The 20,764-nt window shown below is 51.5% G+C and carries 11 protein-coding genes; 8 read left to right on the top strand and 3 right to left on the bottom strand.

Features of this window, described 5'->3' with window-relative positions:
• Positions 1–135: 135 nt before the first annotated feature.
• Complete coding sequence (locus BUC02_RS10400) at positions 136–2,985, bottom strand: glycoside hydrolase family 2 protein (protein ID WP_073322314.1); 2,850 nt, start codon at positions 2,983–2,985, stop codon at positions 136–138.
• Positions 2,986–3,200: 215 nt separating this feature from the next.
• On the opposite strand from BUC02_RS10400, the gene rplU reads away from it, so the two are divergent.
• The 7 genes from rplU to BUC02_RS10365 all read left to right on the top strand — a co-directional run bounded on the left by rplU (position 3,201) and on the right by BUC02_RS10365 (position 13,098).
• Positions 3,201–3,686 carry a 50S ribosomal protein L21 gene (gene rplU, locus BUC02_RS10395; RefSeq protein ID WP_072801234.1) on the top strand — a complete coding sequence of 162 codons (486 nt, stop codon included), beginning with the start codon at positions 3,201–3,203 and terminating at the stop codon, positions 3,684–3,686.
• 3 nt (positions 3,687–3,689) lie between these two features.
• On the top strand, positions 3,690–3,950 hold the full coding sequence (gene rpmA, locus BUC02_RS10390; protein ID WP_073322312.1) for a 50S ribosomal protein L27: 261 nt from the start codon (positions 3,690–3,692) through the stop codon (positions 3,948–3,950).
• Between the two features lie 306 nt (positions 3,951–4,256).
• Positions 4,257–6,605: a fibronectin type III domain-containing protein gene (locus BUC02_RS10385; RefSeq protein WP_254794191.1), complete on the top strand. Its 2,349-nt coding sequence runs from the start codon at positions 4,257–4,259 to the stop codon at positions 6,603–6,605.
• A 38-nt stretch (positions 6,606–6,643) separates the two neighbouring features.
• A complete protein-coding gene (locus tag BUC02_RS10380) occupies positions 6,644–7,429 on the top strand; it encodes an inositol monophosphatase family protein (protein WP_073322308.1) in 786 nt (261 codons plus the stop codon).
• An 80-nt stretch (positions 7,430–7,509) separates the two neighbouring features.
• Positions 7,510–9,336: a glycoside hydrolase family 9 protein gene (locus tag BUC02_RS10375; RefSeq protein ID WP_073322306.1), complete on the top strand. Its 1,827-nt coding sequence runs from the start codon at positions 7,510–7,512 to the stop codon at positions 9,334–9,336.
• A gap of 332 nt (positions 9,337–9,668) precedes the next feature.
• Positions 9,669–11,018 (top strand): NADP-specific glutamate dehydrogenase, encoded by a 1,350-nt coding sequence (gdhA, locus tag BUC02_RS10370; RefSeq protein ID WP_073322305.1) that lies wholly within the window; start codon positions 9,669–9,671, stop codon positions 11,016–11,018.
• Positions 11,019–11,166: 148 nt separating this feature from the next.
• Positions 11,167–13,098, top strand: coding sequence for an FISUMP domain-containing protein (locus BUC02_RS10365; protein WP_175549839.1), 1,932 nt, complete (start codon positions 11,167–11,169; stop codon positions 13,096–13,098).
• 112 nt (positions 13,099–13,210) lie between these two features.
• Here BUC02_RS10365 and thiC read toward each other — a convergent pair whose 3' ends face one another.
• Together thiC and ilvD are read right to left on the bottom strand one after the other, a co-directional pair.
• Positions 13,211–14,923, bottom strand: coding sequence for a phosphomethylpyrimidine synthase ThiC (gene thiC / locus BUC02_RS10360; RefSeq protein ID WP_073322301.1), 1,713 nt, complete (start codon positions 14,921–14,923; stop codon positions 13,211–13,213).
• A gap of 65 nt (positions 14,924–14,988) precedes the next feature.
• Positions 14,989–16,848, bottom strand: coding sequence for a dihydroxy-acid dehydratase (gene ilvD / locus BUC02_RS10355; protein WP_073322299.1), 1,860 nt, complete (start codon positions 16,846–16,848; stop codon positions 14,989–14,991).
• A 411-nt stretch (positions 16,849–17,259) separates the two neighbouring features.
• Between ilvD and BUC02_RS10350 the strand changes: the two genes are divergently transcribed.
• Positions 17,260–20,748 (top strand): InlB B-repeat-containing protein, encoded by a 3,489-nt coding sequence (locus tag BUC02_RS10350; protein WP_175549838.1) that lies wholly within the window; start codon positions 17,260–17,262, stop codon positions 20,746–20,748.
• The last annotated feature ends 16 nt before the right edge of the window (positions 20,749–20,764 follow it).

The raw sequence follows: 20,764 nt of genomic DNA, 5'->3' as shown, positions 1-20,764 counted from the left end.
TAAGTTAGTATCGTACAGGTTTGTTTTTACCCGCGACGAGGGTTTATAGTCGCAAGGTATCGGACTTGGGTGTTTAGACTCGGTGCAATCCTTCTCTCTCGGGGAGCACCGAGTCCTTTTTTTTGTTCGAATCTTTTACAGCAAATTCACGATAGTCGCGAACAGCTTGTCGGCGAGCACGTTCGTTTCCAGGCCTTCGAATACGTTGAACTGGTTGAACATGATCTTGCCGTTACCGAACGGGTAGAGCTGCAGGTCCGAACCGGTCTTCACTTCGCCATCCTTTAGCGTGACAGAACGTGCGAACACCTTGGCGCCCGGCAGTTCGTTCAGCGAAATGCTCGGCATCACGGCGGCTGCATTGCTGTCGAGAACAGATGCTTCACCGAATACCGGTGCAAGTTCAGAACCCTTGGGCAAGTAGTGCAGGCTGAGTTCGTTTGCGCCCGTGCTCCAGTGAGATTCGATGTTGCAGTCGAACTGGTGGCTCTGGTTCATGTAGTCGATATCTTCTTGCGTGAGGTCAGACAGCAAGAGCGTCTTGCCGCCGTTCTTCACCACGTCTACAATCTTGTCCAGAATTTCATCGGGCCAGGAGCTCAGGTTTGCAGTAAAGATGACCTGTTCCGGACCCGTGAGGGCAGCGAGGGCGTCGCTCGATTCTTCGCTGTTGTCCAAGAAGCAAACCTTCCTCATGGCGCCCTTCACGTCGGCTTCGGCGATCACGATTAAGTCTTCTTCGGTCGTGTGAATCTTGTTGCCGTCGTTGATGAGCGTGACCTGCAGCTTGTACTTGCCTTCGGTGCGCGGGGCCATCATGGTGCAAATGCCCATCTGCGTAAGGCTTGTCTTGCCGGCAGGTTCTTCAGGGGAAATCTTGTCGGTGGCGAGTTCCTTGCCGTTGTCGTCAACGAGCTTGACTTCGACAGAAACGTCTTCGTAACGGCTGTTGTTCAATAGCGTCACCTGGAAACTGATTTCGCTCTGCGGGGCGACCACGTGTTCCAGTTCGCTCACGAGGGCGCGGCTCGGGGTCGTGATTTCCTTCGAGAATTCTTCAAAACCCTTGCTTACGCGGTTTTCGTCACACAGGCCGTCAAATTCGGTACCGCAGTCTGCCCACTGGTCCAAGAAGAAACCGGCAATCTGCGGGTTGCTCTGGAGGGCGGTAATCTGGTCGAGCTTACTCTTGATGGCGATGCGGTTTGCATCGGCCACAAAGCTCTTGTAGTCCTTCCAAATGGACATGTCGCTTTCCACGAAGGTTTCTACGGCCTTGATGGCGTTCTTGATGGCCTTCTGGTTCTTGGCGCTACGCGGTCCCTTGATGTTGGTGGCCGTTTCCGGGAGGAGAGTGTGGTTCTTGAGTGTCACCAGCATCTTGTTGTTGATGTCGCTCACTACATTTTCTTCTTCGTCCTGGAAGTGGCTATCGCCAAGGCCAGTGTCGGGCACGGAAATTTCTTCGGCGTCGCGGTCAAAGCTGTGTGCCAAGAAGTGCGTGTAGGCGGCGTTCGGCGTCATGCGCGGGTTCATGCGCAGAGTGGCGTAAGTCGAAATCTTGTCGACCGTAACCGGCAAGAGTTTGCCAGTATCCTTGCGGAAGTTTCCTTCGTTGTCGATATAGATACTGTTCAGGTTGCTAATAACCGGGCGAGTCATGTCGACCGGGCTAATGGCGTTCAAAAGCTTGTTGCCGTTCTGCAACAGGAGCGTGCCGTTCTCGGCACCCATGACCCATGCGCCAATGCAGGGGTGGTGGTGCTGTTCTGCCACGATGTCGTTGATCAGTTTCTTGACGATTTCAAGACCCTGGGCGGTAGACCTCATGGTGTGGATCGGGAATTCCTGGAACACGATAAGACCGAGTTTGTCGCAAATGTCGAGTGCCTGGGTAGAAAGCGGAGCGCCGCAGCTACGAATGGCGTTATAACCGGCAGCCTTCACGGCCTGCAGGTCCTTTTCGAGTTTCGGGTTGTCGAATGTCCAGAGGCCGCCTTCGCTCCACTGCTGGTTGTAGGTGATGCCCTGGATCTTCAAAATCTGGTCGTTCAGGTAGTAGTCGCCCTTGAGGCAGTCGAACTTGCGGAAACCGAAGGTACGCACCACGGGGAACGCGTATTCGGCGCGCTTGATTTCCTTGCCGTCCTTTTCCTTGCCGGCCTTGATTTCCATCTGGAATTCAATGGCGTAAACGTTCGGGTGTTCGGGGCTCCACTGGAACTTGTGGCGCTGCTGTTCCTTGACTTCGAAAACAAAACGCTGGGTCATGTTTTCCTTGTCGAGCTTCAGGTTGTTCACGAACTGCTCGTAAACGTCGCCATCGGGGTTACGCATGAGCACGCGGAGCCTGGTCTGGAAACCGCGGGGGTTGTTGAAGCTGATTTCGCAGGCGATGCGTTGGGTGTCGGCATCGGGTTCGAGCTTCACGTCAGAAATGAAGGCTGCGGTACCCAAAATCAGGTCCACGTGGCCAAAAATACCGCCAAACGGGTACTGGGTCCAGGGGAGGCCGACAGGCAGTTCGCCCGGGTGAACAAAGCGGTCATCGGCGCCGTCGGCGCTTTCGCGGCCAAAGTCGATACGGCTGTTCAGGGCACCCATGTTGGCGACACGCACGCAAAGCACGTTTTCTTCGCCGAGCTTCAAGGCCTTCTGCAGTTCAATAATAAAGGGGGTGTAGGCACCGAAGTGCGTGCCCAAAAGTTTGCCGTTCAGCCAAACGGTGGCGTGGCTTGCAATGCGTTCAAAACGCAAGAAAATGCGCTTGGCAACCTGTTTTTCGTCGTCGATGGTGAAACGCTTGAAGTAGAAGGCGCAGTCGTGCGACATCAAAAGCTTGTCAAATGCCCTTTCCCAGATGTGGGGAACTTGCACTGTCTGCGTGTCTTTGGGGTAAGTAGCGTACCAACGATTAGAAATACCGGCATCTTCGGTGTCCCAAATCATCTGCCAGTCGCCATCAAGGCTCAAAATCTTGCTCATTCGAGTTTCCTTTATGAAATTTTGGGTGAAAAGATAGAAAATTAGAGCTTAGTGCTTAGAACTTAGAGCTTAGAAAAACTTGTTTTAAGAACTTTGGGGAATCATCTAAGCTCTATCAACTAAGTTCTACCAACTATTTTTCCACAATCCCTTTACACCGAGTGGATTTTTTCTATATTTGGGGTCCCAATAGCAACCAAAAAAGGATTACAAAAATGTATTCTATTGTTGAAACAGGTGGTTTCCAGTATAAAGTTGAGCTGGGCAAGGCTTACAAGGTCCCCACGCTCGATGCCGCTGTTGGTTCCGAACTGGAGCTCAAGTCCGTTCTTCTTTTCGCAGGAAAAGAAGTGCAAATCGGCACCCCTGTCCTGAATGACGCCTCCGTGAAGGTCGAAATTCTTGCCCACGGCAAGTATGACACCGTCATCGTTTACAAGAAGAAGCGTCGTACTCGTTACGAACGTCGTAACGGTCATCGTCAGGGCTATACCGAGGTGCTGGTTACGGAACTTCGCTCCGGCGCAGAATCCGCAAAGGTCGACTCCAAGGTTATCGATCGCAACCGCGCTCGCGTGGCTGCCCTCGCCAAGCAGAAGGTGCAGAATGTGCCTCTGACTCGCAAGGAAAAGATTGCCCAGGGTCTCCCGAAGCCCGCCAAGGTTAAGAAGAACTCTCTGCGTAAGGCTAAGGAGGTATAATCCATGGCTCATAAGAAAGGTCAAGGTTCAGTACGTAACGGCCGCGACAGTAACGCCAAATATCTTGGTGTGAAGAGGTATGCGGGCGAAGTCGTCAAGGCTGGCAACATCATCGTTCGTCAGCGCGGTTCTCACTTCCACAAGGGCACCAACGTTGGTATGGGCAGAGACTTTACTCTGTTCTCTCTCGTTGATGGCAAGGTGAAGTTCGAACGCCTCGATGCAAAGCGTCAGAAAGTTTCTGTCTACCCGGAAGAAAACTAATCGGTTTTGAATCGTTTAGAGCCGACGGTACCACAAGTACCGCCGGTTTTTTGTTTTATCCCGCTACTGCCTACTTCCTACTTGTATTTTCGCTTTGCTCAAGTACCAAAAGTGTGCAAGGTTATGACGCAGCTGAATACTTGTATTCAGATATGGCATAACCGCAGCCACGAACGCCAATGGCGTTAAATGCTCGGCTCGGCCATGTTCAAGTAAACTTGACCGCGGCTCTCGCCTTACGCATTTGTCCTACTTCCTACGGTCTACTGCCTACTTCCTACTATGTTTTTTGCTATTTTATGAATAATGTCTAGGTTTATGACGATTCGTTATCTGTTTGTTGCCGTCCTTTTTTCGATGGCGGCTGTTTTTTGGGCTTGTTCTGACGACGATAGCTCTGTTGAATTTAGGGTAGAACGCGAAGTTTCGGATATTTCGACCTTGTTGCAGTGCGCCAAGGGTGCCGATAGCGGTGCCTACTGCTTTATGGTCCGTTTCCGTTATCCGGACGATACGGAGAGCCTGGACAGCATTTACCTGTGGGTCGGCGACGATGTGCTGGACGATACTTCAAAGACTGTTGGTGACAAGGAAAAGTCGAAGGCGACCGATCGCTTTGCATTCCCCAAAAAGACTGAAGAACTTTTCGACACGATTGACGTGACTCCGTATATCCAGGATTACGTGGAGGAACGCGAAAGCCTGATGGTGGCGCTCTATTGCGACTATTCGGGTGGACGTCCGGGAACGGTTCAAAGAATTTATTTGTATTTTGGCGACAAGATTGCGCCGTCCGATATCAATATCTCTGATTCTACATGGACTACCGGAGCGCTTCTGGAATGGACACGTCCGACAGACCAGACAAACCACTACAAGCCGAATGAACTTTCGGGACCGATTCTTGGTTACAATATCAGAATCTATAGCGAAAACAAGAACGAGGACTTGCGCAAGCTGAAGATCCGGCTTGAATCACCGGACGGAATCGATTCTACCGGCGAAACGCTTTACTTGCGCCACAAGGGCTACCATTCCAACGTGGATTCCGTGTTCCTGCAATCTAAAGAACATGGCGACAGCCGCAAGAACGAGTTGTTCCTGGCCATTCCAGACGGCAAGGGCTACAACAACGACAGCCCCGATTCCAATATTTTCCGTTTGACGATTGAAGGCCTCAAGGCTGAGGCCGAATACAAGATTGGTTATTCGACTTGGGATACTTGTGGCAACTATACGGGTGTAGACCGTTTGGACATGCGCGCATGGCTTACCATCAATACGACGGATTCTGTCGCTCCCTTGATGCCCACCAAGATATTTACGATGAAGGATACTTTGTACCCCGAAATGGCAAGGCTTGACAGCAATAACCGCCTGCTCATTTTCTGGAGCCAAAGCGTAGACCCGTACAAGCGCGAACACGACATCGAGGTCGATACCGTTCTGACGATTCCGGATACATGCCTTGTCAACTTGTGCTACGAAAAGGTGATAAAGTACAGGGTTGAATATTGGGACCGTTACACCGAACAGTGGGTGATTAGCAGCGATGTAGATACCCTGGACCGCTACACCAAATTTTACAAGCCTTCGGGCGATACCATGAAGGTTTCCGCTACGGGCAAGTTCATTTCTGACACGATCCGTTATGTCGCCCCGGGCGATACGCTTGTGCTTCGGATTATTGCAATCGATGAATCCGGTTACTGGTCTGTACCGCTGGTCGACACGATTGCGGTTTCTCCGGGAGCGATCGCAAACGAAATAGAATGCCCTGAAGGCTTTGTCGCGGTCAAGGCTTCCGATACCAATTACTTCTGCATGGAACGCATGGAACACCAGAATGATTCGGGCGAATTCATGACGAACGTTTTGCATTCCGAAGCTCTTGCAACTTGCGAAGCGATTTCGGCAAGCGGTTTCAAGGTGAGTCTGTGTAACGAACGCGACTGGGAACTCGTTTGCCTTTCGGGCGGAACGCTTGCCTATGGCGTGGTTCAGGACGATACTGTTGAAACGGCTGAATTCTTGTTCAAGTACTGCAATGTGGCGACTAACGATTCTGCATCGGCGGCCAATCCTGTCAAGCGCAGTTCCCGTTGCATGAACCCGATGGGCATTCGCGATTTGCCGGGCCAGTACCAGGAATGGGTGAGGGGCCGCTCTGAAGATACGATTGCTGTGGTCAAGGGTGGTTCTTACCGCGTGATGGGCGGGCTTGAAAGTGGCGAGTTTGGCCGTGAAACGCAGGCTCTTTGCACGAACCGCTATTTCCCGTATTTTACCCGTTTGGCCTATACGACTGATTCCGTATTCCTGTATCGTGAGGGCACCAGGGTCGATACCGTTTATACCGCCGATACTTCGAGAACCTTGTACAAGGTGCTCACCAAGAAAGATTTCAAGGATACCTTGCAGTTCTTTGATATTCAGGATTCTAGCGGAAATTCCGTGGGCACGGACTATGTGCCTTATGCAGAATACAAGCAGGGCGGCGATGAATGGCTTGAATCCATTTCCAACGGCATGAAATATGTGCCGGACCATATCGAGGTCGTGTTCCTAACGGGCGAGCGTGTCGCTTACCGCGGGGCGTCGAACTACTACAGGTCTACAAGCATCGGGTTCAGGTGCTGCGCATACAAGGAATAATTCGGATTTCGGATTTCGGAATTCGGAGCTGATTACAAATGGAAAATCAAGATTATTTAAAAGTTGCAGAGGCGCTTGCTAAGGAAGCGGGGGCTCTTTGTCTTGAAATACAGCAGAACTTGGGCGGTGTCAAGTACAAGTCCAAGAAAGATGTGGTGACCCGTGCAGACATAGCAAGCGAGAAGCTGATTGTCGAAGGACTCCGCAAGGCGTTTCCGGAACATTCCATTCGCACCGAAGAAGCTGGCGTTATCGAGGGGGTGGATCCGCGTTACCGCTGGATTATCGATCCGGTCGATGGTACCGTGAACTTTAGCCGCGGAATTCCGTTCTGGGGAATTTCGATTGCGCTTCACTTTGAAGGCAAGCCCCTGGTTGCGATCGTGAATCTGCCGCGTCTGGGTGAACTCTATACCGCGATAAAGGGCGAGGGCGCCTTCATGAACGGCAAGCCTATCCATGTGAGCGACGAGTCGGACCCGGTACACGCGATTGTATCTAACGGCGACTTTAACGTGGGTGACGTGGCCAAAATCAACGCCCAGAATTCCAAGAATTTCGCTCGCGAGGCAGAAACTTTCGAACGTGTCAAGTGCTTTGGTTCGGCGGTGATCGAAGGTTGCTTTACGGCCTGCGGGCGCCTGGACTGCTTTGTGATGACCATGAGTTACCCGTGGGATATTGCGGCCATTGCCTTGCTTGTCGAAGAGGCCGGTGGCAAGTCGACTCATATTGACGGCTCTCCCATGCAGTTCGTGGATGCCGAACAGGTTATTTTTAGTAACGGAATTTTACATAAAACGTTGATAGATACTATCTTGTAAACTTTCTTTTCGTGTGAAAAATCTTCAAAATATGCTATATTGGCTTTGGGTTTGCGGTGTGGTCAATTTTGGAGAAAGTCATGAATTGTAAAAAATACCTTTTTTCGGGTCTGGCCTTTTTGGGTTTGGCCACGACAACGGCTTTTGCAGCGCTCAGCACAGATGATTATGTAGAAGCAGCTTGGATGACCACCCGCTTTTTCGGGGCGCAGCGTTCAGGTGAAGGCCCCAACTGGATTCTGGATGGCACCAATCACCCAACCAGTTTTACAAAGGATAGCTACAACGGCAAGAATGTGAGCGGCGGCTGGTTTGACTGCGGCGACCACGTGATGTATGGTCAGTCCCAGGGCTTCGCCTCTTACGTGCTCGCTTTGGCTTACGCAGAATTTACCGAAGGTTTCTACGACCTTTATACGGGCGACTATTCCGACTACAAGGCCAGTAAGGACTATTCCATGAAGGGCGGCAAGCCTAACAAGGAACGTGACTTGCTCGAAGAACTCCGTTATGAAGCGGACTTCTGGGTCAAGGCCGCAATCGATGGCAATAACTTTGTGACCGTGAAGGGTGATGGCAATGCCGACCACCAGAAATGGGTCACCGCCGGCATGATGAGTACGCTGGGTTCCGGCGAAGGTGGCGAACCTCGCTCGATTACCGGTAATGCAAACGATTCTTACACGCCGGGTATGGCTGCCGCTATGCTTGCCGTGATGGCCCGTATGGATCCCGAAGAATCGAACCAGAAGAAGTACCTTGATGCAGCAAAGGTTGCATACGGTTATTCCAAAAACCATAAGGGCGTGACGACTTCGGGTGGTTTCTATGAATCTACCTGGTGGGATGGCCGTACACAGGACGGCGTGTTCCTTGCCGCCTTGGAACTTTACCGTACGACAAAGGACGAATCCTACAAGAAAGACGCTGAAAAGTATTTCAATGATCTTCAATTCTTGAAGGGTATGTATACCCGATTCTCTTACAGTAACGCAGTTCCGCTTTCCGTGGTGATGGGTGCCGGTGCCCTTGGTCTTGAACCCGGTGGACAGTACAGAGATGTGGAACGTTTCCTGGAAAAGCTTTACCAGGAAAATATGTCCAATGACGTGTTCAAGGGTGAAACCAGCAATAGCGACCATTTCCATGTGCGTACCCCCTCTGGCGGCGCCTTCCTCTATGCTCTTTATTCCAAGCTGTTCGACGATGATTCCTACGATAGCATGATTGAAAAGAACGTCGCTTACTTGCTCGGCGACAACAGCAACAAAAAGTCTTATGTGGTGGGCTTTACCAAGAATGGTGCCAATGCTCCTAAGCGTCCGCATCATCGTGGCTACTATGGCAACGAAGATCCGGGTCGTGAAGTTGGCGGCATGGGCGATGCTCCTGAAAAGAACAAGTATCTGGGCGGCATGATTGCTGGAAACTTTAACGACGGCAACCACAGTGGCGATGTGTCGAACTGGCAGCTTAATGAAGTCTGCGTCGACATGAATGCTCCGATGGTGGGTGCTCTCGGCTACATCTTGAGTAAGAAGGCTCCGAAGACCGACGAAGAACTTGGTGTCAAGTCTGTTGCCAAAAAGGACACCGTCAAGAAAGATACCGTTAGCAAGGATACAGTCAAGAAGGACACCACCAAGAAAGATACCAGCGATGCAATCATCCCGCGTCTTTCTTTGACCAAGAATTTCAATCTGGCCTCGAACGGTTCCATGGTGAGCGTTTCTCAGGTCTTGAATATGCCTTTCAGGGTGCAGGTCTTTGACCTGACCGGTAAGCTTTTGCAGGAAATCAAGGGCGAAGGTCACAACCTTCAGTTCAAGATTCAGGGTAAGGGTGTGTTCCGAGTGCGGGTTATCTCGGCTCGAGCGAGCGAAATATTCACGGTGAAGGCTTACTAGTAGTCGCGAATAGACATCGAAAATTTGCTTAAAAACCCGCCTTTTGAGGGCGGGTTTTTTCATAATGTGAAATCCAATTTTCACTAAACGTTGTAAAACTTTATTTACATTCTCTTTGAAAAATGCTAAACTTACAAAAATGTAGGTTTCGTAGTTTGTGTGCCTTGAAATTTAAAGGAGAAAGGCAATTTTGAAAACTTGCAAAATACTAACTTACAAAAATGTAAGTTTTTGAAGATTTTTGCCCGTTTTTCACTATTTGTCATGCCCCTTTGCTATCTTTACAGACGTTAAAACATTAACAATCAAAACTCTCAACGGAGATATATAAAATGGCAATCAAGAATGCTTACCTTCAGAAAGTCTATGACAAGGTCGTCGCCCGTGATCCGGACCAGGCCCTCTTCCACCAGGCTGTCCGTGAATTCCTCGAATCCCTCGACCCCGTCCTCGAACAGGACAAGTCCTGGGAAACCAACGGCGTTATCGACCGCCTCGTCGAACCGGAACGCGTGATCACCTTCCGCGTGCCTTGGCTCGATGACAAGGGTAACGTTCAGGTGAACCGTGGCTACCGCGTGCAGTTCAACTCCGCCATTGGCCCGTACAAGGGCGGTATCCGTCTCCGTAACGAAGTGACGCTTTCCATGCTGAAGTTCCTCGGCTTCGAACAGATCTTCAAGAACAGCTTGACCACGCTCCCCATGGGCGGCGGCAAGGGCGGTTCCGACTTCGATCCTAAGGGCAAGAGCGACAACGAAGTGATGCGCTTCTGCCAGTCCTTCATGACTGAACTCTGCAAGCACGTCGGTGCCGACACGGACGTTCCGGCTGGTGACCAGGGTACTGGCGCTCGCGAAATCGGTTACATGTTTGGTCAGTACAAGCGCATCCGCAACGAATTTGTGGGCGTTCTCACCGGTAAGGGCCTCTCCTACGGTGGTTCTCTCGCTCGTACCGAAGCTACCGGTTACGGCCTCTGCTACTTCACTCGCGAAATGCTCAAGGACCTCGCTAACGACTCCTTCGAAGGCAAGACCGTCGTGATTTCCGGTTCTGGTAACGTTGCCCAGTTCGCATGCCAGAAGGCTACTCAGCTCGGTGGCAAGGTCGTGACCATGTCCGACTCCAACGGCTACATCTACGACCCGAACGGCATCAACCTCGACATCGTTCTCGACCTCAAGAACGTGAAGCGCGCTCGCATTAGCGAATACGCCAAGCTCGTTCCCGGTTCTGAATACCACGAAGGTTCTAAGGGTGTTTGGACGGTCAAGTGCGACATCGCTCTTCCGTGCGCAACCCAGAACGAACTCGACCTCGAAGGAGCCAAGGCCCTTATCGCTAACGGTGTGAAGGCCGTTGCCGAAGGTGCTAACATGCCTTCTACTCCGGAAGCTATCGAAGCCTTCCAGAAGGCTGGCGTTCTCTTTGGACCTGCCAAGGCTGCTAACGCTGGTGGCGTGGCTACCTCCGGCCTCGAAATGTCTCAGAACTCCGAACGTCTCTCCTGGACCTTCGAAGAAGTAGACAAGAAGCTCGAAGGCATCATGAAGAGCATCTACGCCGCTGCTTCCTCTGCCGCTGTCAAGTACGGCCAGAAGGGCAACCTCGTGATGGGCGCAAACATCGCTGGCTTCCTCAAGGTTGCCGATGCCATGAAGTGGCAGGGCGCTGTGTAATAGTTCTGAGTAATCAGTTCTCAGTTGTGAGTAACAACTCAAAGGCCTCCGGTTCAAAGCCGGGGGCTTTTTATTTGGAATGAAAAAGTTTACGCTTATTTGTCCTTTAGGTTTTTTTGAGTATATATTGCTTGGTAAGAGGGCGAAAATGAAGATACAGGCGTTTTTATTGGTGATGTTGTTGGGCGGAGCGGGACTTGCGAGTGCGCATGTCCTGAAAATGCCCGATTTCAATGACAAGCGCGACGGACGCGTGTATAAGACGGTGCAGATCGGAAACCAACGCTGGTTTGCCGAGAATTTGCGCTTTAACGTGAAGGGGAGCTGGTGCTACGACAGTCGCGATTATAATTGCGAAACGTATGGCAGGTTGTACAATTGGGCGATGGCGATGCGCCTGGTGGATTTTTACAACAACCATTCCATTGCGAACATTGATTTTACCCAAAAGGACTGGAAAACGTATCATGATGCCTGCCCTGCGGGGTGGCGCTTGCCGGCCAACAAGGACTGGGTGACTTTAAAGCGTTATGTGGGGCGAATCGGTAAGAGTGATGGCGTCGGTTTGAGCCTTAAGTCTCCTGAATTGTGGGAAAAGGAACTGCGCGTGCCTGCGGGTTCCGACGAATTCGGCTTTAATGCCTTGCCGGCGGGTGTGCGTAACGAGTATACCGGCTTTATGGACTTGAAGTCTTCGGCGCAGTTTTGGTCTTCGTCCGAAATTGACAACGTGGGTGCGATTTACTGGGGGTTGCTGTACGATTCTAGGTCCTTCGATAAAATCTACGCATCCAAAGACGATGGCGCCTCTATCCGCTGTATCGAAAACAAGGTGTACCCCTTTAGGGAACCGCCTCCGCCGCCACGCCCGAAGGTGATTCCGCAGGTGGTCAATGTGCAGAACAAGGCCGTGCTTACGATTCATATTGGCGATCAGGTGTGGATGGTCAATAACTTGAACGTGAAGGTGCCGGGTAGCTACTGCTACGACGACAGGGAAGAAAACTGCGAACGGTTTGGGCGCCTTTACACGTGGGAGGCTGCGACCAATATTACGAAAGCGGCGAAGATGAAGGACGTCTGCCCCAACGGTTGGCATGTGCCGACATCGCTTGATTTTTACAGGCTCAATATTTACCTGAAGGATATTGACGATGCGGTGGGCGTGGGTACGAACTTGCGTGCCCGAGAAACCTGGATGGAAAGCGATCTTGCGCTCATGGGCGAAAACGGTTTCGGGTTTACGGCGCTGGCCTCCGGTGTGCGCGATTCCGCTGATACTGTTTCGGCATATTCCGGAATTGGAACCTTTACAGGGTTCTGGACGGTGAATGAACTTGATTCGTCGCGGGCAATCGTCTGGACGCTTCCGAATAACAACGATGACTTCGTGATGGATTCGAGTCTGAAGAATAAGGCGTATCCGGTGCGTTGCCTGATGAATCCGCCGGACATTGATGAAATTTATGACAGTACTTCGATTTACGACAAGCGAGACGATAACCGCTACAAGACTTTGGCTGTGGGCGAAGATGTCTGGATGGCGGAAAACCTGCGCTTTGCCGCGCCGGGGAGCTTTTGCTACGAGGATAAGGATATCCGTTGCCGCAATTACGGAAGGCTTTATCCGTGGCATGTGGCGATGAGACTCCCCGAAGACTTTATCGAGAATTCGCTGGATAGCGTGTCGCAGGGGGCCGTTGTCGAAGAACATCAGGGTATTTGCCCCGATGGCTGGCATATTCCGCGGCAAGAGGAATGGATGCGACTTGGACAGTTTGCAATTAACAAACGCAAGGGCTTGGCGGCGGCTCTCAAGAGTCGCGAAGGCTGGGCTCAGGGCGACATGACCAAGAACAACAATGCGAGCGGCTTTAACGCTTTGCCGGCGGGGATTCGTTTCCGCAACGACGGCGAATACACGGAACTCGGAACGAGTGCGTATTTCTGGGCGGCCGAAGGCGGTGGAGGCTCTGGAGCCGCTTACTGGTATGTCGTGAACAGCAAGGATGATTTCAAGAACGAAGAAGATTTCGACGGGAACGCATATTCGCTTCGGTGCGTAAAGAACAAGAAATAGGGCATGGAATTTTAATGTGGGATGTGGAATGTGTGATGTGAAATTACTCATCTCACATTACACACTTCACATTGCGCCATAGACGCTAACATTACACATTGCGGCTTTGCCGCTAGACGTCGCCGACTTCACCTGTTGCAACAAAGTTACGGACGGCTCTTGTGATGCGCATTGAACAGAAGTTCGGCCCGCACATGCTGCAGAAGTGGCTTGCCTTCGCCTGGCTGCCGGGGAGCGTCTTGTCGTGGAATTCCATCGCCTTCTCGGGGTCGAGCGATAGCGCGAACTGGTCGTTCCAGCGGAAGTCGAAGCGGGCGCGCGAAAGGGCGTCGTCGCGGAATTGCGCTGCGAAATGGCCCTTTGCAAGGTCGGCCGCATGGGCGGCGAGCTTGTAGGTGACCACACCTGCGCGCACGTCGTCGCGGTCGGGGAGCCCGAGGTGTTCCTTGGGCGTCACGTAGCAGAGCATCGCGGTGCCGTACCAGCCGATTTGTGCCGCGCCGATGGCCGATGTGATGTGGTCGTAACCGGGTGCGATATCGGTGGTGAGGGGGCCTAGCGTGTAGAATGGGGCGCCGTGGCACTTTTCGAGCTGGCGCGCCATGTTGTCCTGAATCTTGTGCATGGGCACGTGACCCGGGCCTTCGATAATCACCTGCACGCCGTATTCCCAGGCAATTTTCGTGAGCTCGCCAAGCGTGTCCAGTTCACCGAACTGGGCCGCGTCGTTGGCATCGGCGAGGCTTCCCGGACGCAGACCATCTCCCAAAGAAACGGCAACGTCGTAAGCGGCGAGAATCTCGCAGATTTCACGGAAGTGCGTGTACAAGAAGTTCTGCTGGTGGTGGCGCATCTGCCAGAGGGCAAGGATGGAACCGCCGCGGCTCACGATACCCGTGGTACGCTTGGCCGTGAGCGGAATGTGTTCCAGCAAGAGGCCCGCGTGAATCGTGAAGTAATCCACGCCCTGTTCCGCCTGCTCGATGAGCGTGTCGCGGTACAGTTCCCACGTGAGTTCTTCGGCCTTGCCGTTCACCTTTTCGAGTGCCTGGTAGATAGGCACCGTTCCGATAGGGACGGGGCTGTTGCGGATAATCCATTCGCGCGTTTCGTGGATGTGCTTTCCGGTGGAAAGATCCATCACGGTGTCGGCGCCCCAGCGCACGGACCAGGCCATCTTTTCGACTTCTTCTTCGATAGAAGAGGTGATGGCGGAGTTGCCGATGTTGCTGTTGATTTTCGTGAGGAAGCGGTTACCGATAATCATCGGCTCGCATTCCGGGTGGTTGATGTTTCCCGGCAGAATCGCACGGCCCGCGGCGATTTCGTCGCGCACGAATTCCGGCGTAATGGGGGAGCCTTCAATCTTGATTTTGCCCTGAGCTTGCAACTCGTCAAGGCGCTGGTTTTCACGTATTGCTACGTATTCCATTTCCTTGGTGATGATTCCCTTGCGGGCGTAGTCGAGCTGCGTCAGGTGATGCCCCTGCTTCGCGCGGAGCGGGTGGTGTTCCGCGTTAAAGCGCAGGTGGTCGAGTTCGTGGTTTGCACGGCGGGCGCGGCCATAAGCCGACGTCATGTCGTCGAGCTGTTCGGCGTCGCCACGTTCCATAATCCACGATTCACGGAAACGCTCGATGCCCTTCGTCACGTCGAGCTTGGCATCTACATCGCTGTAAGGGCCACTCGTGTCGTACACGGGAACTACCGGCGTTTCGGGGTCTTCAGTCAAAATTTCGCGCATTCCCACGCGGATGTCCGGGTACATTTTTCCCGGAACATACACCTTGCGGGAATTCATAAAAGGTTTAAGGAGAGAATCCATTTTCTTCTCAGTCTTTTTGACTTTTTTTGATTGTCATCCCGGCCCAGAGCCGGGATCTCCTTTTCTTACTTTACTCCAATCAGAGACAAATCGCGCACGGCACCCTTATCTGCGCTTGAGGCCATTGCCGCATAAGCCTGCAATGCCTTGCTGACAACGCGATCGCGGTGTTCCGGCTGCCATGCCTTGGCGCCGCGGGCTTCCATTTCCTTGCGGCGTGCGGCAAGTTCGTCGTCGGTGAGCTGCACGTTGATGCTGCGGTTCGGGATGTCAATTTCGATGACGTCGCCCGTGTGCACGAGGCCGATGTTACCCTTGTTGGCGGCTTCCGGAGAAGCGTGGCCGATACTCAGGCCGCTCGTACCGCCGGAGAAACGACCGTCGGTAAGGAGGGCGCAGGACTTGCCCAGGTGACGGCTCTTGAGGTAGCTGGTCGGGTAGAGCATTTCCTGCATGCCGGGGCCACCCTTCGGGCCTTCGTAGCGGATCACGACCACGTCGCCTGCCTTCACCACATTCGGGTCGAGAATGCCCTTCACGGCATCTTCCTGGCTTTCGAACACCACGGCGGGGCCGGTGAACTTGAAGATGGATTCATCGACGCCGGCGGTCTTCACGATGCAGCCATCGACAGCGAGGTTTCCGTATAGAACAGCGAGGCCGCCGTCCTTGGTGTAGGCGTGTTCGCCATCGCGGATAGCACCCGTAGCGCGGTCCAAATCGTGGTCCGGGTACATGAAGTTCTGGGAGAAGGCGACCAGGTTGTACTTGCGGCCGGGGCCTGCGAGGTAGCGCTGCTTGGCTTCTTCGCTGGGGTTACGCTTCAGGTCGTTCACTTCGAGAGCTTCGCCCATGGTCTTCGCATGGACGGTCTTCGCGTCCTTGTGGAGGAGTCCCATGCGGTCCAGTTCACCGAGGATGCCCATGATGCCACCGGCGCGGTTCACGTTTTCGATGTGGATGTTGTGAACGGTCGGGGCCACCTTGCAGATGCACGGCGTGTTGCGGGAAAGGCGGTCGATGTCCTTCATGGTGAAGTCGACGCCCGCTTCCTGAGCCACGGCGAGCAAGTGAAGCACTGTGTTGGAGGAGCCGCCCATGGCGATGTCGAGGCGCATGGCGTTTTCGAAGGCGTCCTTCGTGGCGATGCTGCGCGGGAGGATGCTGTCGTCGTTCAAATCGTAATACTGGTGGCAGAGTTCCACGATGCGCTTACCGGCGGCTTCGAACAGCTTCTTGCGTTCGGCGTGGGTGGCAACAATCGTGCCGTTACCCGGGAGGCTAAGGCCGAGCGCTTCGGTGAGGGAGTTCATGGAGTTTGCGGTGAACATGCCGGAGCAGGAACCGCAAGTGGGGCAGGAGTTCGCTTCGATGGCGGCCACGTCTTCGTCGCTGATGGTGCTGTCGGCGGAATCGATCATGGCGTCAATCAGGTCGAGGGCGCGGTCCTTGCCGTCCTTCGTGGTCACGTGACCGGCTTCCATCGGGCCGCCGCTCACGAAGATTGCCGGAATGTTGAGGCGCATGGCGGCCATGAGCATGCCCGGAGTCACCTTGTCGCAGTTACTGATGCACACGAGGGCGTCGGCGCGGTGGGCGTTAGCCATGTATTCGGTAGAGTCAGCGATCAAATCGCGGGAGGGCAAGCTGTAGAGCATGCCGTCGTGGCCCATGGCGATACCGTCATCCACGGCGATGGTGTTCATTTCCTTCGCGACACCGCCGGCGGCTTCAATCGCGCGGGCGACCACCTGGCCCAAGTCCTTCAGGTGAACGTGGCCCGGAACAAACTGGGTGTAGCTGTTCACCACGCAAATCACTGGCTTGCCAAAGTCTTCCACCTTGGTTCCAGTTGCGTGCCACAGGGCGCGTGCACCGGCCATTTCACGGCCTTCCATAGTCTTGAGCGAACGAAGTTTCGGCATAATAATCCTCTTTTTGTGTCTTTAAAATCTGCGGCGTTACTCGTAAAAAATGCGGGTAAAAAGACGCCAAATTTCGGGCTAAAATGTAGAAAAATTGCGTGTTGACGCGCAAAATGGCGCCGAAATAGGGGTAAATCTGCAAAAATGACCCCAAAACTGCCGTTTTTTTAGCTGAAAACGACACTTTGTAAAGTAGTTTCTTTCTTACAGAAATCTTAAAATAATCTTATAAATGGCGATTTTGCACAAATTTCGCAGGTGTTGTTTTTTTGTTAAACGCAGTGTGACGCAAATCCCTTTGAATTTTGTGGGGATAAGTCTATATTATGCGCGTCAATAAAAACGAGGTTGGTTTTGATGGACAAGAATATTCTCACGAATAGATTTTGTGGTGTATTTGTATGCGCCATTATGTTGTTTGTAGCACAGGCTTTTGCGGCGTGGAGCGGTGAATATGCCGATGCGGTTCAGCCGACAAAAGAAGGTGATTACTATATCATCGATACCGAGGCAAAGCTCGCTTGGTATGCTAAGAACTATAATAGTGGCAACGCGAAGTTGACTGCCGATATTGATTTGGGCGGGCATCTTTGGATTCCGATTGCGCCTGGAGATGGTAATGCGAAATACAGTAAAACTTTTGATGGTAATGGTCATGTGATCAAGAACATGTACATCAACGGATCGGAACTTGCTCAAATAGACAAAAAGTACGCTCAAAATCTTGGTTTTATCGCTGTGCTTGGAGGCGGAACAGTCAAGAATTTAATTCTTGAGAACGTTGATATTCAGGCTGCGACTAATGCTGGCGATATTTTGGGAAGGGAAGATAGCCAGATTTCTGTGGGACCTTTTGTCGGCTGGATGAATGAAAATGGAGCCAATAAAATTCTGGATTGTGTAGCGGCTTCAGGAACCATCAGGACGACGGGAAATGGTCAAGGCGTTGGAGGTATTGTCGGTAACGCCAAGAAGGGAACTATATCAAATTGTTTGAGTCTTGTTGAAATTCATACTAGCGGTAGTCTTGCATATGTTGGTGGCATTATCGGCATCACTAAGACTAATGTTTCGGTTTCTTCTTGTGTGTATGCTGGCCCGGGTCTTGTGAATACTGGAACAGATGGTCTTACTGGAGGTATTACTGGAAACGTTTATTCAGGGACTATCACTACAGAGAATAATTATTTTGAAGGTGGTGACATTGCCGGTGTTGGTGGCTCGAGTTGTCAAAAGAATTGTACTCCAAATGTCACGACTGCCGGTTTAATTGACAGTGCCAAAGCAAATGCACAAAAGGTCGACGAAACCAATGCTGATAGCGTTGCTTGCGCTTTGAATGGCACAAACGATGATGGTTCCTGTAAAGAAGAACCTTGGTCCGTAGGTCAAACAGGACTTTCCTTGAACGGTTACGGTGCCGACGGCTACAAGATTATTTTCAATGCAAATGGTGGTGCTTTTGCCGGTTCTGTAGTAACCAAGAATATTTACTTGGCTAGTGGAATGGCGATTACCGATAACGAAGTCGGCAAGCCGTCACGAAATGGATTCTCTTTTGAAGGCTGGGCTGCAACTGCCGATGCTACAGAATCACTCGAAAATTTGGGGACTGTTTCCAAATCAACAAAGTTCTATGCTGTTTGGGCGCCACTCAATACAATCATTTTCAATGTTGCTCCGGGATCTTTCTCGTTGGGAGAACAGTCCAAAACCAAGCAAGTGGCTAATGGCGAAGTTATCACAGTGGAAGGTCTAGGAGCTTTACCTACAACTCGCTGCAAAAAATATGTGTCAGGAACAGAAGATGAATGTGAAACATGGTCCTACTTTACCGGTTGGGCATTGACTGAAGGGGCTCTCGAAAGCGACTCGGTTTCTTTGGATACAGTGACCGCATCTGATAGTCTTGTTTTGTACGCTGTATGGACTGATGTGGAAACCTATACGGTGACTTATAACGCCAATCAACATGGTCGGACAACTGTGGATTATGTCCGCGTAGGTGCCGGCGATACGGTTTCAACTCCGACTGATCCGATTGCGGATACTGGTTATGTATTTGATAGATGGTTTACGGATGCAGAAGGCGAGAATCCTTATCAGTTTGCAGCGCAAATTCACGAGAGCATTATCCTGTATGCAAAATGGGTGCTCGATACGTTCACGATTGCTTACGAAATGAATGGTGTGTCAAATGCGGGTGAAAATCCAGTTTTCTATACCATTGAAACGCCGACATTTGCCTTGGCTGCTCCGGCCGATTCTGAAGGCTATGTGTTTGAGGGTTGGTTCTACGATGCCAATTTCACCAACCCGGCTTCCCAGTTGATTCAGGGAACGACTGGCGACAAGACTTTCTATGCCAAGTGGACCAAGAAATCATACAGGATCATGTACCTAGCTGACAACAATTCTCAAGGTGCTATTACGGACCAATTCAAAGAGCATGGAAAGCCCTTTACGCTGGATACTGCAGGCTATTTCAACCGTAAGGGATATGCCCAGACTGGTTGGGCGACTGATACGAACGGAGCAAAAGTCTACGATTTTGGTGCGAGTTACGAAGATGATGCTCCTCTTACTCTTTATCCTGCATGGAGCGATCCTATCGTATACACGATTACTTATGTGTGTGAAGGATGTGTCAATGACCCTAAGAATCCAGAAACGTATACGGTTCTTACTAGTACGGGAATTAAGTATGCTTCTTCTGTACCAGAAGGCTATAGGTTTGGTGGATGGTTTAGTGACAAAAAGTTTACTAAAAAAGTGACGAAAATCGAATCTGGAACGATTGGAAATTTGACATTGTATGGCAAATTGAACAAGATATACAAGATTACTTATGTTGGAACGGATAAATCCTATTGTGATTCTTTGTATACTGTTGATGATAATGTTACATTAAGGAAGCCTGCAGACAGTACTGGTTACATCTTTGGTGGCTGGTTTACTAACGCAAAATTCGAAGGCGATGCCGTGACAGGTATTGCCAAGGGCTCTACAGGCGATACGACCTTCTACGCCAAGTGGATTCCGGAATCTGTTGAAACGAAGTATGGCGCAATTACCGTCACGGAAACTAACTCCAAGGTGGACGGCGAAATTGTGACTACACGTACTGCCGTCATCAATGGCAACTATGGTGGCGATCGAACCCCGAATCCTGAAGAGGCTGATACTGTTGAAATCGCATCTGACATTGTGGTCAATAGCGTGACTTTGGATCGTTCGTTCAACGTGAACAAGATTTCTACGCTGTATGTTCCGTTTGAGATTGATACGGCCAATGTTAAGAATGCGACTGTATACAAGTTCAAGAAGGTTGTGAAAGAAGATAATCGCTGGAAATTTAAGGTGGTTAAAGCGGGAAAAGTCATGCCTAATACGCCTTATGTAGTCTTGCCTTCGGCTCCTCAGGTGACTTTTGACATTGCTGAGTCTGTAACCTTGAACACGACGACTAAGGGCGAAGAAACTACTTCGGGTGCATGGGAATTCAAGGGACTCTATAACTATACCAAGTTTGTAATGGACGACGAAAACCCCATCTATGTCTTTGCTAACCAGGAATGCAGTGGGGCAAAGTTGGGCGAATTCGTGATAACAACTGAAGGTGCCTGGAGCAATCCGATGCGTGCCTACCTCGTTTATCATAAGGCGAAAGCCTTGGCAAAGTCTGCTCTCGGCGACCAGAATAGCTTCCTTCTTCCGAGCGAACTTGATATTGAAATCGAAGACGAGAATGGTGTTGTTGTCCAAACGGGCAAACTCAACACGGTTACGGGCGAGGTTCGCATGGACCGCTGGTTCGACTTGAAGGGCCGAAGCATGAATTCCAAGCCGACCGCGAAGGGAACCTACTACAAGAACGGGAAAAAAACTATTATTAGGTAAAAACGTGGTGCGTGAA

This window comes from Fibrobacter sp. UWOV1, assembly GCF_900142495.1.
Taxonomy (GTDB): domain Bacteria; phylum Fibrobacterota; class Fibrobacteria; order Fibrobacterales; family Fibrobacteraceae; genus Fibrobacter.
Note: the sequence above shows the minus strand (reverse complement) of the source record. Positions and strands in the feature narration are given on the sequence as shown.